Here is a 14,791-nt window from a genome sequence, read left to right on the forward strand (position 1 = left end):
GTTATGAGATTGGCTGGTTACTCAGCAGCGATTGCATCGCCTTTGGCCAGATCGCGCAGAACGTAGTGCAACACGCCGCCGTGCTCGATGTATTCGATCTCAATCGCGGTATCGATGCGGCATTTCAGAGTGATCTCTTTCACGGTGCCATCCGCCATTGTGATGGTGCAAGGCACTTCCTGAAGTGGCTTGATGGTGTCGAGGCCGGAAATAGATACCGTCTCTTCGCCAGTCAGGCCGAGTGTCTTGCGGGTATCGCCGTTCGTGAACTCGAACGGGATCACACCCATGCCAACAAGGTTGGAACGGTGAATACGCTCAAAGCTCTCGGCGATAACAGCTTTGACTCCCAACAGCGCTGTACCTTTGGCCGCCCAGTCACGGGAAGAACCCGCGCCATACTGCTCACCGCCGAAGATCACCAAAGGTGTATCGCTTTCCTGATAGGCCATGGCCGCATCAAAGATTGATGTCTGTTCGCCATCCGGACCTTTGGTATAGCCGCCTTCAACGCCATCCAGCATTTCGTTCTTGATGCGGATGTTGGCAAATGTGCCGCGCATCATCACCTCGTGGTTACCGCGGCGCGAACCGTATGAGTTGAATTCACGCGGGGCTACCTGACGCTCTGTCAGATATTTACCCGCTGGTGTGCTTTCCTTGAACGAACCGGCAGGGGAGATGTGGTCGGTGGTGATCATGTCACCCAAAACAGCCAGCACTTTCGCGCCTTCGATGTTGGTGATCACGCCCGGCTCAGGTGACATGCCCTGAAAGTAAGGCGGGTTCTGAACATATGTCGAGGCAGGTGGCCAATCGTATGTCTTGGCGTCCGTTGTCTCAACACCCTGCCACTTTTCGTCGCCTTTGAAGACGTCTGCGTACTTGGTCTGAAATGCCTCACGCGTAACAGTCTGCTCAACCAGCTCTGCAACTTCCTGTGTCGTTGGCCAGATGTCGCGCAGGTAGACGTCATTGCCGTCTTTGTCCTGACCCAGCGGGCTGTTGGCCAGATCGTGGTTCATGTCACCGACCAGCGCATAGGCCACCACGAGAGGGGGTGATGCGAGATAGTTGGCGCGTACATCCGGTGAGATGCGGCCCTCAAAGTTGCGGTTGCCGGACAGGATCGAGGTGCCGATCAGGTCATAATCGTTGATCGCCTTGCTGATCGCAGGCTCCAGCGGGCCGGAGTTGCCGATACAAGTCGTACAACCGTAACCGACGAGGTTGAAACCAATCGCATCAAGGTCTTCTTGCAGGTTGGCGGCCTCAAGATAGGCGCTCACAACCTGAGATCCCGGTGCCAGCGACGTCTTGACCCAAGGCTTGCGTGTCAGACCCAATGCGCGGGCTTTGCGGGCGACCAGACCGGCACCGATCATCACATAGGGGTTGGATGTATTGGTGCAGGATGTGATTGAGGCGATTACGATAGAACCGTCGTGTAGCTGGTAGTGGCCATCGTCTGTCATCACGTAGCCACGGTTGTGGTGGCCTTCGTCACCGGGGATGTCCTTTGGCTCGGGCTGACCGCCTTCACCTTCCCAACGGATTTCTTCCTTGACAGAGGCGTCTTTGCCCTCGCGCACGCCTTTGACGTATTCGGCAAAAGCGGTGTGCGCGGATGTCAGCGCGATGTAGTCTTGCGGACGCTTCGGACCGGAGATCGCAGGGACGATTGTGCCCATGTCGAGCGACAGCGTGTCGGTGTATACCGGGGCGTAGTCGTCGCCGCGCCACATGCCGTTTTCCTTTGCGTAGGCTTCGACCAGCGCGATCCGGTCCTCATCACGGCCCGTGGTGCGTAGGTAGCGCAGTGTCTCGCCGTCGATCGGGAAGAAACCGCAGGTCGCGCCGTACTCTGGTGCCATGTTCGCAATCGTCGCACGGTCGGCCAGAGGCAAGTGGTTCAGACCTTCGCCATAGAATTCCACGAATTTGCTAACCACGCCTTTTTCACGCAGCATTTCGACAACTTTAAGCACAAGGTCGGTGCCTGTGGTGCCTTCCATCATGCGGCCTGTCAGCTCGAAACCGACGACTTCGGGGATCAGCATTGAAATCGGCTGTCCCAGCATCGCAGCTTCGGCTTCGATACCGCCAACACCCCAGCCCAGCACGGCCATGCCGTTGACCATGGTTGTGTGGCTGTCGGTGCCGACCAGCGTATCGGGGTATGCCACGTCTTCGCCGTTCTGGTCTTTGTCGGTCCAGACAGTCTGGGCAAGATACTCAAGGTTCACCTGGTGGCAGATCCCGGTGCCGGGGGGCACAACGCGGAAGTTGTTAAATGCTTTTTGGCCCCACTTGAGGAACGTATAGCGCTCCATGTTGCGCTCGTATTCGCGGTCCACGTTCATCTGGAACGCACGCGGGTTGCCGAATTCATCGATCATGACAGAGTGGTCGATGACCAGATCAACAGGGTTCAGCGGATTGATCTTCTCAGCATCTCCACCCAGTGCCACCAGACCGTCGCGCATCGCGGCAAGGTCCACAACCGCAGGAACACCAGTGAAATCCTGCATCAGAACGCGGGCAGGGCGATAGGCGATCTCGCGCGGGTTCTTGCCGCCTTTGGTCGCCCATTCAGCGAAGGCTTTGATGTCTTCCACGGTGACGGTCTTGCCATCCTCAAAGCGCAGCATGTTTTCCAGCACGACCTTCAGCGCCGCTGGCAGCTTGGAAAAGTCACCAAGCCCTGCTTCCTGCGCGGCAGGAATGGAGTAGTAAGCGATCTTTTGATCACCTGCTGTAATGGTTTTGCGGGTTTTGGCTGTGTCCTGTCCGACTTGAATCGTCATGAGAAACTCCCTTTCTGGGGCTTGTGGCTACTGGGATGTTGGGGCCTAAATGCCACTGTCAGGGTGTCGGATCAACCACTATTCGTGGGGTTTTGCGATTTTTGTATACCATGGTGTACAGAAATTGAATGAAAGTGAAGGCAACTCGGATGACAGAGTCTCAACAAACCTTGATTGGTCATTTCAAATCCTTGGGTCTAGAACTCAGTGGTTCTGGATTTACGGTGATTGGAATCACATGAAAAACCTGCGCGCCGCTTTGCTCTGCTTCACTGCCGCCCTTGGCTCTCCGCTTTGGGCGCAAGAAAATCCTGTTGTGGTTGAGCTTTATACATCTCAGGGATGTTCCAGCTGTCCGGCGGCAGATGCATTACTGCATGAACTGGCCGATCGTGAGGATGTCATCGCATTGGCATTGCATGTGGACTACTGGGATTACATCGGCTGGAAGGACCCCTTCGGCGATCCCGCGCATGCAGAGCGGCAGCGGGCCTATGCTGCAGCGGGCGACAGGCGGTCCATCTATACGCCCGAGATGGTGGTCAACGGAGAGACAGATATCGTGGGTGCGAAACCGATGAAACTCTCGGAGGCGATAGCGGCGCATGCCCGTGCGCCCCGGCGCGTCGCACTCGATCTGGCCCGCTCTGGAGGTAAACTCACCGTTAACGCCCGCGCGGTCAGCGATGTACAAGGTCCGTTCACGGTGCATATGCTGCGCTACACTCCCGAGAAGACCACGGAAATCAAGCGGGGTGAAAACCGGGGGCACACCTATAGCTATGCCAACATCGTCGAGGGCTGGACGGTCTTGGGAAGCTGGGATGGCGCAGGCCCGTTGGATATGCAAACCGACATCGCCGGCACCCTGCCGGTGGTCGTGATCATTCAGGAACAGAACGCAGGCCCTATCGTTGCAGCAGCGCGTCTGCGCTGAACGCCGTCTCGCCTGCCTCAGACTTCGTCCCCGCGCCAACGGCGGTGTACCCAGAACCATTGCTCGGGTTTGTCCTTGATGCGGGCAGACAGGCTGTCGCTTAACGCTTGGGTCATGGTTTCGGGATCGCTCGGGGGGATGGGGGCCTCCAGGACGCACTCAAAGCTCAATCCGTCAGGTTGCCTGATGCCGTAGAACGGGATCAAAAGCGCATCATAACGCAACGCAAGCTCGGCGGCAGACACGGCGGTGCGTGCAGGCAATCCCATAAAATCCAGCACAGGTGCCGCATAGACATGCTGGTCAAACAGTAACACCAGCTGCCCGCCAGCTTTGAGGTGCCGCACGAAACCGGCAGTGCCCTTGCGTCCTTGTGGGAAAACAGGACCGCCGAAGGCTTCCATGGTCTTGACGTAATGGGCGTTGAAATAGGGGTTCTTCATATCGCGGTAGAGCCCGCCGATGTCATAACCCCGTGCCACAAGGGCCGCGCGTGTGGCCTCGTAGTTGCCGAAGTGTCCGGTAACCAGGATAACGGGTCGGCCTTGGGCGGTCGCTTCTTCCAGTGCCGCGACGCCTGGACCTTGGGGGACGTTTTTCGCCATCTTTTGCGGAAAATCACGGGCGGAATAGTTTTCGATCAGCGTGCGCCCGACATTATTCAGGCAGCGGTTGGCGATCAGGGCCCGCTCTGCTTTTGGCATGTCGGGCCAGACCAGTTCCAGATTATCGAGCGCACGCGCACGGTATCCGGCGACAGGTCCGACAACCTTCTGCACCATCCAGCCGACAAAGCGGATGCGCGCGGCGTAGGGCAAGGCCAGCGCCAGCCGGATCAGACCGACAATGAGTGCGTTGGTCAGAAAATCGCTGGCCTTGCCCGCCGGATGTGCGTGAAAGTCGTCTGAATTGGATCGGTCTGACATAAGCCCCGGGTCGGTTGTGCATTCCGGTCAGACATAGCCCGCAGGGGCAGGGTCAACAAGCGGCCAGTCCGATGTGTCACCCAACGGTATCCTCGTCGTCTTCGACAATCAGCAGCAGATCGCCTGATTGCTCCATCTCGCGGATGGTCTCTACCACCGATGCCATGGCCGCTTCGGCATCGGCGGGTTTGACCTTGCCTGCGCCGTCGATATCTTCGCGCAATTGGTCTGCCATGCGCCCTGACATGTTTTCGAGAATGAAGTCGCGCGACGTGGCAAAGCCTGCCGTCTCTGCGCCCGCAAGCGCTATCACAAGTTGCGGCTGGTCAATCTCGCGTAGGATGCGTGGAATATCCCGCGGCGCGATGCGGGTGGCAATGTTGCCGAAGGTGAAGATCGCTTTGCGCACCGCATTTGCAAAACCCTGATCGGTCTCATCCAGCCCCGTCAGCACATCGTCACGGGTCAGCGTGGTCGAACTGTTAAGGATTGCCCCGACCCGCGCAACGGGATCTGCATCAAAGGCGCGGGCAGGCTGGGCATCAAGCTGTGTGGCTAAAGAGAGGCCGATCCGGTCCACGGCTTCTGGTGTGACACCGCTGGTGAGAGATACTGCATAAGTAATCTTGCGGGCCTTTGGACCGGGGATGCGGCCCAGCATTTCCGCGGCCATGGCCACCGGCAGCTTTGACATCATCACCGCTGCCACTTCGATGCTTTCCGTTTCAAGCGCTGGCAGAAGGGCATCAATGCCAAGCTCGCGCAAGCGTTTCCACGGATCACCGAACTGTCTAACGCCTGCCTCCTTGCGCAAACGTGCGGCAGTCTGGTGGCTGATCTTACCGTCAAGCGAGTCGAGCGCACCGGCTATTCCTTTGGGAAAGGAAAGGCCGATCCGTTCAAGTTCCGCCGAAAATTCCTCTACCACTGCGCCAAGCGTGTCGCGGTCCACCGTGCGCATGGTGCCCATCTGATGGGTCAAGATGACCTGCAACTCGTCAGGCAATTCCTCCAGCGGGATGTCGGCCCCCTCATTCAGTAACAGGCGGACAACAATCGCGGCTTTGGCACGGCGGCTGAGCGAAACAGAAGCACCGCCACCGGTGGTTCCCGGTAGCGGTGCAAAGCTGTTCATCGGCACAATATCATTCATTCAAGCCAGTCCCCACGGGTCAGCAGGGTTATCAGGCTGAAAGGTGAATAAAGGCTGAAATCAGTAGTTAAATGTCTGTCCCGTTGCGATGGCCGTGCGCAGCGATGCTTCGGCCCATGTGCCTGTGCCACCATGTGCGCGAATTGCGCGCAACTGGGCAATCGCTTGCGTGACCTCACCCTGTTCGACAAGACCCTGACCCATGTAGGACCGCGCCAGAATGTTGGCCGGGTTTGCGACCAAGGCTTGCGCGTAGAAATCCATCGCTGCGTCGATGTTGCCCTGCTTGCGCTGGGTGAAACCACGATATGTCAGTGTGCGGTCATCGTCCTGCGGCATCTGCGCCAGAACCAGCTCGGCATCTGCATAGCGACCGGCATAGGCCAGCTCGCGCAGGTTTTCATAAAGCCCGTCAACATCCAGATTGCTTTCCTGCGCGCTTACACAGGTCTTGGTCTTTTTGTCATAGATCATGCCCTTTTCGCACTTGGGCTTGGTCGGGGCGTTATCGTTCGCACCACCCGCTGCGGCGGCTGTCGTTGCAAGTGGCAGAGCAAAGGCCGCTGCAAGAATGAAATGTTTCATGGGTCTCTCCTAAGGACTATGGCCTGGAAATAGATTAAATCTTCTCGCGGCCAAGCAATATTGAAATAATTACACGTCACTGTGAGTGCGAAAGTTTCGCGGAACGTCATTTTTGTTGAAAATGTCTTAAATAATTCAAAGCACAGACCCCAACAGGTCTGCGCAGTTTCTTGTCCGATATGTTGCCGGATCAGGTGCTGACAGGCAGGCAGGTTTTTGTAGCACTGTCGTATTCAGAGCCTGCAGCACAGGACATCGCCTGTTGCTCTTTACCGTAGTTGCAGCCGGACGCGAGGCTCAAAGTGGGCAGGGCTGTTAGAGCCACAGCAATCGCAAGGGTCTTGATCTTCATGGTCGGTCTCCTCTTGGTTGATAAAAAGAAGGTACACCGAACTCCGCGTTTTTCAAACACCTTGCTGACGCTGCGACAACTTGTGCCGCAGCGCGCCTGTTTTCTAGGCGATATCGTGCACTCAGCTGTCGCCAAATACCCGCGCAAAGATCGTGTCGACGTGCTTGGTGTGATAGCCAAGATCGAACTTCTCTTCGATTTCTTCCGCGCTGAGAGCTGCCAAAACATCTGCATCGGCCAAAAGCTCGGTTTTGAAATCCTTGCCTTCTTCCCAGACTTTCATCGCGTTGCGCTGCACCAGTTTGTAGCTGTCTTCGCGGCTGACACCGGCCTGGGTAAGCGCCAGCAATACGCGCTGAGACATTACCAGACCACGGAATTTGTTCATGTTGGCCAGCATGTTGTCAGGATAGATGACCAACTTGTCGATCACACCGGTCAGACGTGACAGCGCAAAATCCAGCGTGATGGTGGTGTCGGGACCGATGTTGCGCTCGACCGAGCTGTGAGAGATATCGCGCTCGTGCCACAGGGCGACGTTCTCCATCGCGGGAACAACGGCCATGCGCACCAGACGTGCAAGACCCGTCAGGTTTTCAGTCAAAACAGGGTTGCGCTTGTGCGGCATCGCGGAAGACCCTTTTTGACCGGCAGAAAAGAATTCTTCGGCTTCAAGCACTTCGGTGCGCTGCATGTGGCGGATTTCGGTCGAGATGTTTTCAATCGACGATCCCACCACACCGAGGGCCGCAAAGAAAGCAGCATGGCGGTCCCGGGGGATCACTTGCGTCGAGATGGGTTCGGGTTTCAGACCAAGTTGGGCACAGACGTGTTCTTCGATCTTGGGATCGATGTTGGCAAAGGTGCCAACCGCACCTGAAATGGCACCGGTGGCGATCTCGTCACGCGCGACACGCAGACGCGCAAGGTTGCGGTCCATCTCGGCGTAGAAACGTGCGAATGTGAGGCCCATTGTGGTGGGCTCCGCATGAATGCCGTGGGACCGTCCGATGCGCACGGTGTCCTTGTGCTCCAGCGCACGACGCTTCAGTGCGGCCAGCAGCCCTTCGACATCCGCGATCAGAATATCCGCTGCGCGGGTCAGCTGTACGTTGAAACAAGTGTCGAGCACATCCGAAGACGTCATCCCCTGATGCACAAAACGCGCTTCATCGCTGCCGACATGCTCGGCCAGATGGGTCAGAAAGGCGATCACATCATGCTTTGTAACGGCCTCGATCTCGTCAATGCGGGCCACGTCAAAAGTTACGTCTTTTGCTTTCCATACCGCATCCGCGTTCTCGCGCGGGATGACGCCCAGATCGGCCATCGCTTCGCAGGCGTGGGCCTCGATCTCGTACCAGATGCGGAACTTGGTCTCGGGCGACCAGATGGAGACCATCTCGGGACGGGAATAGCGGGGGATCATGGAACACACCTTTTTGTGACTGTTTTGCAGATTACGCGCGGCATAGACTGAAGGCGCCGCAAGAACAAGTCAGGAGCTCCTCATGATGCGTGTCGGTATGATGATTCTGCTGGTTCTGCCAGCTTTTCAGGCCACGGCTGATGGCGTGCAATGGACCGCGCTTGACGGGCCCGCGATTGCTAGTGCGCTGACCGATACGATCATTGACTACGAGGACAAGTGGCAGGATTTTCGTGCCTCTGGCCGCACCTTGTATTTCTCGGGCCATGAAAGCTGGGGCTACTGGGAGGTGCGCCAGGACAGGTATTGCAGCATGTGGCCGCCTTCGGACCTGTGGACGTGCTATGACATCCAACAATCGGGCAAGCGCCTGCGCTTTATCGACAATTCAGGGGACATGACCGAAGGGGTGTTTCGGGTGACCAATTGAGGTCGGGCCTCAAGGCAGCAGTTCTGTCAGCACTTCGGAAGAGCGTTCAAGCGTGCGGTGCACAGGGCATCTATCGGCAATCTCCAAAAGCCTCTGGCGCTGTTCGGCATCCAGCGCGCCGGTCAGTTTGATGCGCCTGCGCCAAGTGTCAATCTTGTCGCCACTGCCGGTTTCCGCATCCTGCGCATGCACCTTGTCGTGGCTCACGTCGACGCTCACATGTTCCAGTGGCCAGCCCTTGCGCCTTGCATACATGCGGATCGTCATGGATGTGCAAGCCCCCAGACCGGCCGATAGGAACCCGTAAGGCGACATCCCGCGATTGGTACCACCATAGGCCAGCGGTTCATCAGCCAAAGTGTGATGTGCCGGACCGTCATGAACATCTTGTAGGTATCCGTCAGGGTCGGCTTCTGACACACGCACGATCCCCTCGGGGGCACCGGGGGGCGGTGCAGGGGCACGTAGCGGCAAATACCGCCTTGCCCATGTAGCGATCACGTCGGCGGCATATTCAGCATCTTCAGGGCGGGTGATCAGATGATCCGCCTTGTCCAAAGTCACAAAGCTCTTGGGGTGTTTCGCAGCCCCGAAAATCTTGCTGGCGTTGTCGATGCCGACAATTGCGTCCTGCGGGGCGTGCATAACCAGCAGTGCCGCGTTCAGATGACCAATCGCCGGTGCGAGCTGTTCTTGGGTCACGTCCTCAACGAAGGCTTGCCCGATCCTGAAGGGCCGACCGCCAAGCGAGACTTCTGCCGACCCTTTGGCGGCAATCTCAGGCAGGGCGTCTGCGAAGTTGTGAGTGACGTGGCCGGGATCGAAAGGCGCGCCCAGCGTGGCAACGGCCGTAATCTGGTCCAGCTGCGCCGCCGCTTTCAGCACCGCAGCGCCACCCAACGAATGACCGATCAGCAGCTGTGGCGGCAAGCTTCGCGTCTCAAGGTAGGCGCAAGCGGCAAGCAGATCGTCTACATTTGATGTAAATGAGGTATTGGCGAATTCACCTTCTGAATGGCCCAAGCCCGTGAAATCAAAACGCAAAACCGCGATCCCCATGCCTGCCAGGCGGGCAGCGATCCTGCGGGCTGCGGGGATGTCCTTACCGCAGGTAAAACAGTGGGCAAAAAGCGCCGTTGCCAGATGAGGCCCCTCGGGCAGGTCCAGCCGCGCTGCAAGCTCTGTGCCGTCATGGCCGGGGAAGGTGATGCGTTCAGTGGCCATAAGTGTCTCTCCGATCCGCCTCAACGTGGGGCAGGGGCGCGTCCGGCGCAAGCCCTGCGCGGCTGTTGTCACGGGGGTGTGACAGAGATTGCCTGCATAGGAACAGCGGTGTAGCAAGCTGGCAGCATAAATAGCCCAAACAGACAAGGATCAGCCCATGGTCGATGCCCCGAAAAACCGCCCGCTGCACCCCGCAACCATCGCGGCGCAAGCCGCTGGTGCGACTGATGTAGAAACCGGTGGCGTTGTGCCGGCAATTCACATGGCGACGACATTCGCACGCGATGTCGATTACGCACCTCTGAAAGACAACAATGTCTATCTGAGGTCCCATAACGAGAATGCGCGTATTGCAGAGCAGTTGCTATCGCAATTGGAGGGGGCAGCAGACACATTGCTGTTCGGGTCCGGTATGGCAGCTGTCGCGGCCGTGTTTCGCACCGTGCCGAGTGGTGCAACTGTTCTGGTGCAAAAACAAATCTACTGGGGCACAACTGCGTGGATCAGGGCGTTCTGCGAACGGCGTGACATTACCCTCGAGGAGGTCGAAGCCTCCGATCCGCAAGCTCTGGAAGGTGCTTGCAATTCCTTGCGTCCCGCTTTGGTGTGGATTGAAACGCCCTCCAATCCCTGGCTTCGTATCACAGACGTAGCGCGCGCTGCAAAGATGGCGCACGACGTCGGAGCAACGCTGGTGGTCGATAGTACTGCGGCGTCTCCGGTGCTTAGCCAACCGCTGCGCTATGGCGCGGATATCGTGATGCATTCCGCAACCAAAGGGATCAATGGCCATTCCGACGTTCTGGCCGGTGCGCTTTGTGTCGCGGATCCGGACAGCAGGATGTGGCAGGACATAAGAGCCGACCGCGATATGGCCGGTGCTGTCTTGGGCCCGATGGAAGCGTGGCTTTTGACCCGTGGCATGCGCACGCTGCCGCTGCGAATGCGCGAAATGTCAAAGAACGCGATGACATTGGCCACCTATCTGATGGATCATCCTGCGGTAGAAGAGGTGCTTTATCCCGGTTTACCGGATCATCCCGGCCATGCAATCGCTGCCGAGCAGATGACGGGGGGCTACGGTTGCCTGTTGTCTTTTGTCGTGCGAGGCGGGGGTGATGCGGCGTTGAAGGCGGCGGGCCGTTTGCAACTTTTCCACCGTGCCACATCACTTGGCGGGGTCGAAAGCCTTGTCGAGCACCGCCATACGATCGAGCCTCATACAGGCATCCCTGAAGGGTTGTTGCGGGTGTCGGTCGGTATCGAGGATGCAGATGATTTGATTAACGATCTGGCGCAAGCGCTGGGTCAGTAACGCTATCACGATCGGGCCGCTTGCAGCGTCAGAATATGATGTGCAGGCGGCGCGCCAACCGGTTCTGATTACGCTTTCGGGATCACCAACCGCTGTCCAACCAGAATCCTGTTGGGAGAGCTGATCTTGTTCCGGTTGGCATCGTAGATCAGCATGAAGTCTTTGGTATTGCCATAGAATTGCAGCGCAATGTAGGCAAGGCTGTCACCGGCTTCGACCGTATAGTACCGCTCGCCCGCAGCATTTTCGGGGCTTCCTGAAGGATCACTCTCGGCCAACAACGCCACGGCCTCGCGGCGCATTTTCTCGCCTGCGCGTTGCTCTTCTGGTGTGCCGTTCTGCAAGGCGCGTTCCACCAGATCGAACAGCAGTATGTGGCCGTTTACTTTGCCGTCTGCATCTACCACCGCGTCACTATGGGCGACGATGCCTTTCTCTGCGGCCTGCGAGAGGAACACTTCAAGTGCGGTCTGGTCTTCTTCGTGACCAACAAAGGCAAAGTGGATGCGGCCCGAGAAATGTTCATCTTCGTAATCGGTGTGAATGTCGTAGTTGCCTTTGACCACTGCGGTGACAAGCTCTTGCACTCCGGCTTGAATAACGGCGAGCGTCTCAATACGGCGGGCATCACTGACGATCTTTGCCTCCGTGGTTTGTGCAGGTGCAGGCAAAACGGCTGGATCGAGGCTCGGTGTATCTGGCACGAGAGAGGCGCTTTCGACCAATGCACGCAACTTTTCCGCCGTGCTTTGCGCCAGACTATCGGGGAGCGCTGCATCCTGACTGGCCGAGGCAACAACTGCCTGTAGTGCCGGTACCGTGCCGGATTGTGCCACAGGCGTTGTGAAAGGCGCAGACGGCGTGGCAACAGGGGTCAACAGATCCACGGGGGCCTCGCGCGTGACCGTCTCCATCTGTGCCTGCGGGGCAGGTGCTGCTGGCGATACGGCGGGCCGGGCCTGCATTTCTTCGACCATCTGCGTCATCTGAGCCAGCTTTTCCTGCTGTGATGACCACTGTGCATACCCAAAGGCAACGGCAGCGCCGATAAGGAACGCGGTGCCGCCAATGGCCACAGCGACAAACGCCGTAGACCTAGGTTCTTTGTCTTTCGGCGCTCTTGCCTGGTAGCTTTTCATGACCGGCACCCTCCGGAAACGGGGCCTGCTTTGACGGCTGGACATCTAGCAAGAATCGATTTAGAAACACTACCTATGGTGGAATGTGAGTTTTGGTTGTACGACTTAAACGAAGCGAACCCCGCCAGCCTGTTCAATAATATACGCATACCGTTCCCCCCCGAGAGCGCCACCAAATGTAGCCAATGGGCAGCAGAACCCATACAGCTGGTAGATTTCGCTATATATAGGGAACTCACCTGCGGCGCGTCAAAGCAAATATGCCCTTGCCGGGTCATTCAACCTATGGGGGATTGTTGTTTTCATCGTCCGCTCAATGCGGGGTCGAAGGGGTAGGTCGTCAATCGCTCGAACCCGTCCTCGGTGATAATCACTTGATCCTCTAGCTTGATAGAGAAATCTCCACCCTCCGGCTGCACCAGGACTTCGACACAAAGCACCATCCCGGCCTCAAGCGGATAATCGTATGCTCCTTCAACGGCGTGATCGGGATAGGCGACCAGAGGCCATTCATCACAAAGCCCCACGCCGTGCATCAGGCAGCCGTATTTTCCGGCCTGAAACTGAGGGTCAAGCACATGCGTCCCTGCCGAGAGCTCTGGTATCATTACTCCGGGTTTCAACATCTGCATATTGGTCTCGATATGCTCAATCCCGTGTTGCATGGCATAGATCATGTCCGGCCTCGGATCTTCGTCACCGACCCACCATGTACGCGAAATATCGACGCAGATGCCGTAACTGCCAACCAGATCGGTATCAAAGGCCACAATTTCGTTGTTCTGCACAATCCTTGGGCCACATTCCTGAAACCACGGATTTGTCCGTGGGCCGGATGTCAGCAGGCGGGTCTCGATCCATTCGCCGCCACGTTTGATATTCTCTGCGTGAAGTACCGCCCAGATATCGTCTTCGGACGTCTGGCCCAAGGGAATATGGGCCCGCGCGAAGTCCTCCATCTTGCGGACTGCTGTTTCGCAGGCATGTGACGCGCAACGCATTGCCAGTAATTCGTCCGGTCCTTTGACAGACCGGCATTTCTCGGTGACTTCCTCGCCGTCGACAATCTCGAACCCCTGCCGCTCAAGGCTGCGCAGTCCGTGCAGCATGACCTTATCCACGGCCAGACGTCTGTTTGCGCCCCCATGCTCTGCAATCAAGTCGCGAATTTCTTTTGCCAGCACATCCGCTGCTGCGCCAACCTTGTCACCGCGATCAAAGTAGAACAGGTCCGCGCCCGAGCGTTGCTCGCGCACGAGGGGATTGAATTCGCTCAGAAAGGGAGAGTTTTTGTAGTCCCACATCACCATGTATCCATCAGCGCATAAGAGGACCGCGCGAAACGGGTTGTGGGTATTCCAAAGCTGCATATTGGTGCTGTCAGTCGCATAGCGTATGTTCAACGGGTCAAACATCAACAGCCCGCCAAGATCGCGCTCTACCACGTGCCGCGTCAGGCGTTCCCACCGGTAGCGGCGCATCGCATCAAGATTGGGCAGGGTCAGGCCCGCGGCCTCCCATTCACGAAAGGCAAGTAGAGTAGGGCCAATCTCGACCCGGTTTGCATCATTTGGAGAACCATCAGGCAATTGCGCTCCCTTTTCAGGGTCAATCTTGCGGGTATCGCTGAAATGCCGGTTCATGAGTGGCCTCGCTTTGGCTGATCTCGTCCAGCTTGCCTAAAACGGGCGACCATGGATGGCTGTCACCGACGTTTTCCAATGTCGTTTTTCGCAAGACTCGCGGCCACCCATTGGTAGTGTGCGCCTATGACAGTGATTTTGCAGCATGCATTGCCGAAAGAAATGTACAGCGAAGCGGGGTTGCCCGGCGTGGCACCTTGCGGCGCAAATGACTGGTTGCGCGTTGATGATGCCTATGCCGCACAGATGGCATATCGCGCCGACCTGCTGCGTGACCGGAGGGATGCTGTGCTGTGGTGTGATCCCGCCGCCCACGCAGCCGCGCTGGAGGTTCTGGAGCAGACGCTTGCGGTCCTTCCAGAACTTGGGTTCGGGGTGTCAGCGGATAGCGTTTCCTGCCCGGACGGACGCTCCGTACCGATTGACGCAGACAGACCGCTGCTGACACTGGGCCACCTGATCCAGCAGGATATCTGCATTCTGGAAAAACAGGGGCAAGAGCATGTGCTGACCGGTGCTGTATTGTGTTTTCCGGCGAACTGGAGGTTGGCAGACAAAGCGGGCAAGCCACTTATGGCAATCCATGAACCGGTAGACGAATACGACGCAAACATTGGGCGACGGGTCCAGCGCTTGTTCGACGGGGTCAGGGAGGGCAGGCCGCTATGGCGGTTCAACCGGCTCCAATACAGTGATGCAGACCTGCACCAGCCCTACAGGAAGGTGGGTGGATCAGGCGATTACATAAGGTCAGAGCGGCAGTGTATATTGCGCATGCCACGCACGAATGCGGTGGTTTTCGCCATTCATACCCATGTGGTGAAGAACAACGCGTAGGGCCGCCACGAATG

13 protein-coding genes are annotated in these 14,791 nt (G+C 57.6%); 4 read left to right on the forward strand and 9 right to left on the reverse strand.

Annotated elements, in window-relative coordinates; all coding sequences use genetic code 11:
* Positions 1-17 precede the first annotated feature (17 nt).
* On the reverse strand, positions 18-2,807 hold the full coding sequence (acnA, locus tag Z946_RS0114865; protein WP_025056522.1) for an aconitate hydratase AcnA: 2,790 nt from the start codon (positions 2,805-2,807) through the stop codon (positions 18-20).
* Between the two features lie 238 nt (positions 2,808-3,045).
* On the opposite strand from acnA, the gene Z946_RS0114870 reads away from it, so the two are divergent.
* Positions 3,046-3,744, forward strand: a complete 699-nt coding sequence (locus tag Z946_RS0114870; RefSeq protein ID WP_025056523.1) for a DUF1223 domain-containing protein — start codon at positions 3,046-3,048, stop codon at positions 3,742-3,744.
* A gap of 17 nt (positions 3,745-3,761) precedes the next feature.
* Here the strand turns inward: Z946_RS0114870 and Z946_RS0114875 are convergent, their stop codons facing one another.
* From Z946_RS0114875 to purB, 5 genes are all read right to left on the reverse strand, one after another.
* Positions 3,762-4,670: a lysophospholipid acyltransferase family protein gene (locus Z946_RS0114875; RefSeq protein ID WP_025056524.1), complete on the reverse strand. Its 909-nt coding sequence runs from the start codon at positions 4,668-4,670 to the stop codon at positions 3,762-3,764.
* A gap of 76 nt (positions 4,671-4,746) precedes the next feature.
* Positions 4,747-5,823 (reverse strand): flagellar motor switch protein FliG, encoded by a 1,077-nt coding sequence (locus Z946_RS0114880; RefSeq protein WP_025056525.1) that lies wholly within the window; start codon positions 5,821-5,823, stop codon positions 4,747-4,749.
* A gap of 60 nt (positions 5,824-5,883) precedes the next feature.
* Positions 5,884-6,408: a tetratricopeptide repeat protein gene (locus Z946_RS0114885; protein WP_025056526.1), complete on the reverse strand. Its 525-nt coding sequence runs from the start codon at positions 6,406-6,408 to the stop codon at positions 5,884-5,886.
* A gap of 190 nt (positions 6,409-6,598) precedes the next feature.
* A complete protein-coding gene (locus tag Z946_RS21595) occupies positions 6,599-6,760 on the reverse strand; it encodes a hypothetical protein (protein ID WP_160170286.1) in 162 nt (53 codons plus the stop codon).
* Positions 6,761-6,881: 121 nt separating this feature from the next.
* Complete coding sequence (gene purB, locus Z946_RS0114895; protein ID WP_025056527.1) at positions 6,882-8,189, reverse strand: adenylosuccinate lyase; 1,308 nt, start codon at positions 8,187-8,189, stop codon at positions 6,882-6,884.
* Between the two features lie 82 nt (positions 8,190-8,271).
* Here purB and Z946_RS0114900 point away from each other — a divergent pair, with 82 nt between their 5' ends.
* Complete coding sequence (locus tag Z946_RS0114900; RefSeq protein ID WP_025056528.1) at positions 8,272-8,619, forward strand: hypothetical protein; 348 nt, start codon at positions 8,272-8,274, stop codon at positions 8,617-8,619.
* Between the two features lie 9 nt (positions 8,620-8,628).
* Here the strand turns inward: Z946_RS0114900 and Z946_RS0114905 are convergent, their stop codons facing one another.
* A complete protein-coding gene (locus Z946_RS0114905) occupies positions 8,629-9,843 on the reverse strand; it encodes a bifunctional alpha/beta hydrolase/OsmC family protein (RefSeq protein ID WP_025056529.1) in 1,215 nt (404 codons plus the stop codon).
* Between the two features lie 157 nt (positions 9,844-10,000).
* Between Z946_RS0114905 and Z946_RS0114910 the strand changes: the two genes are divergently transcribed.
* Positions 10,001-11,158, forward strand: a complete 1,158-nt coding sequence (locus Z946_RS0114910; protein WP_025056530.1) for a trans-sulfuration enzyme family protein — start codon at positions 10,001-10,003, stop codon at positions 11,156-11,158.
* A 68-nt stretch (positions 11,159-11,226) separates the two neighbouring features.
* Here the strand turns inward: Z946_RS0114910 and Z946_RS21150 are convergent, their stop codons facing one another.
* Positions 11,227-12,297 (reverse strand): LysM peptidoglycan-binding domain-containing protein, encoded by a 1,071-nt coding sequence (locus Z946_RS21150; protein ID WP_025056531.1) that lies wholly within the window; start codon positions 12,295-12,297, stop codon positions 11,227-11,229.
* Between the two features lie 302 nt (positions 12,298-12,599).
* Positions 12,600-13,940 (reverse strand): dimethylsulfonioproprionate lyase DddP, encoded by a 1,341-nt coding sequence (gene dddP, locus Z946_RS0114920; RefSeq protein WP_025056532.1) that lies wholly within the window; start codon positions 13,938-13,940, stop codon positions 12,600-12,602.
* A gap of 126 nt (positions 13,941-14,066) precedes the next feature.
* Between dddP and Z946_RS0114925 the strand changes: the two genes are divergently transcribed.
* Positions 14,067-14,777 (forward strand): heme-dependent oxidative N-demethylase family protein, encoded by a 711-nt coding sequence (locus tag Z946_RS0114925; protein ID WP_025056533.1) that lies wholly within the window; start codon positions 14,067-14,069, stop codon positions 14,775-14,777.
* The last annotated feature ends 14 nt before the right edge of the window (positions 14,778-14,791 follow it).

This window comes from Sulfitobacter noctilucicola (genome assembly GCF_000622385.1).
Classification (GTDB): domain Bacteria; phylum Pseudomonadota; class Alphaproteobacteria; order Rhodobacterales; family Rhodobacteraceae; genus Sulfitobacter; species Sulfitobacter noctilucicola.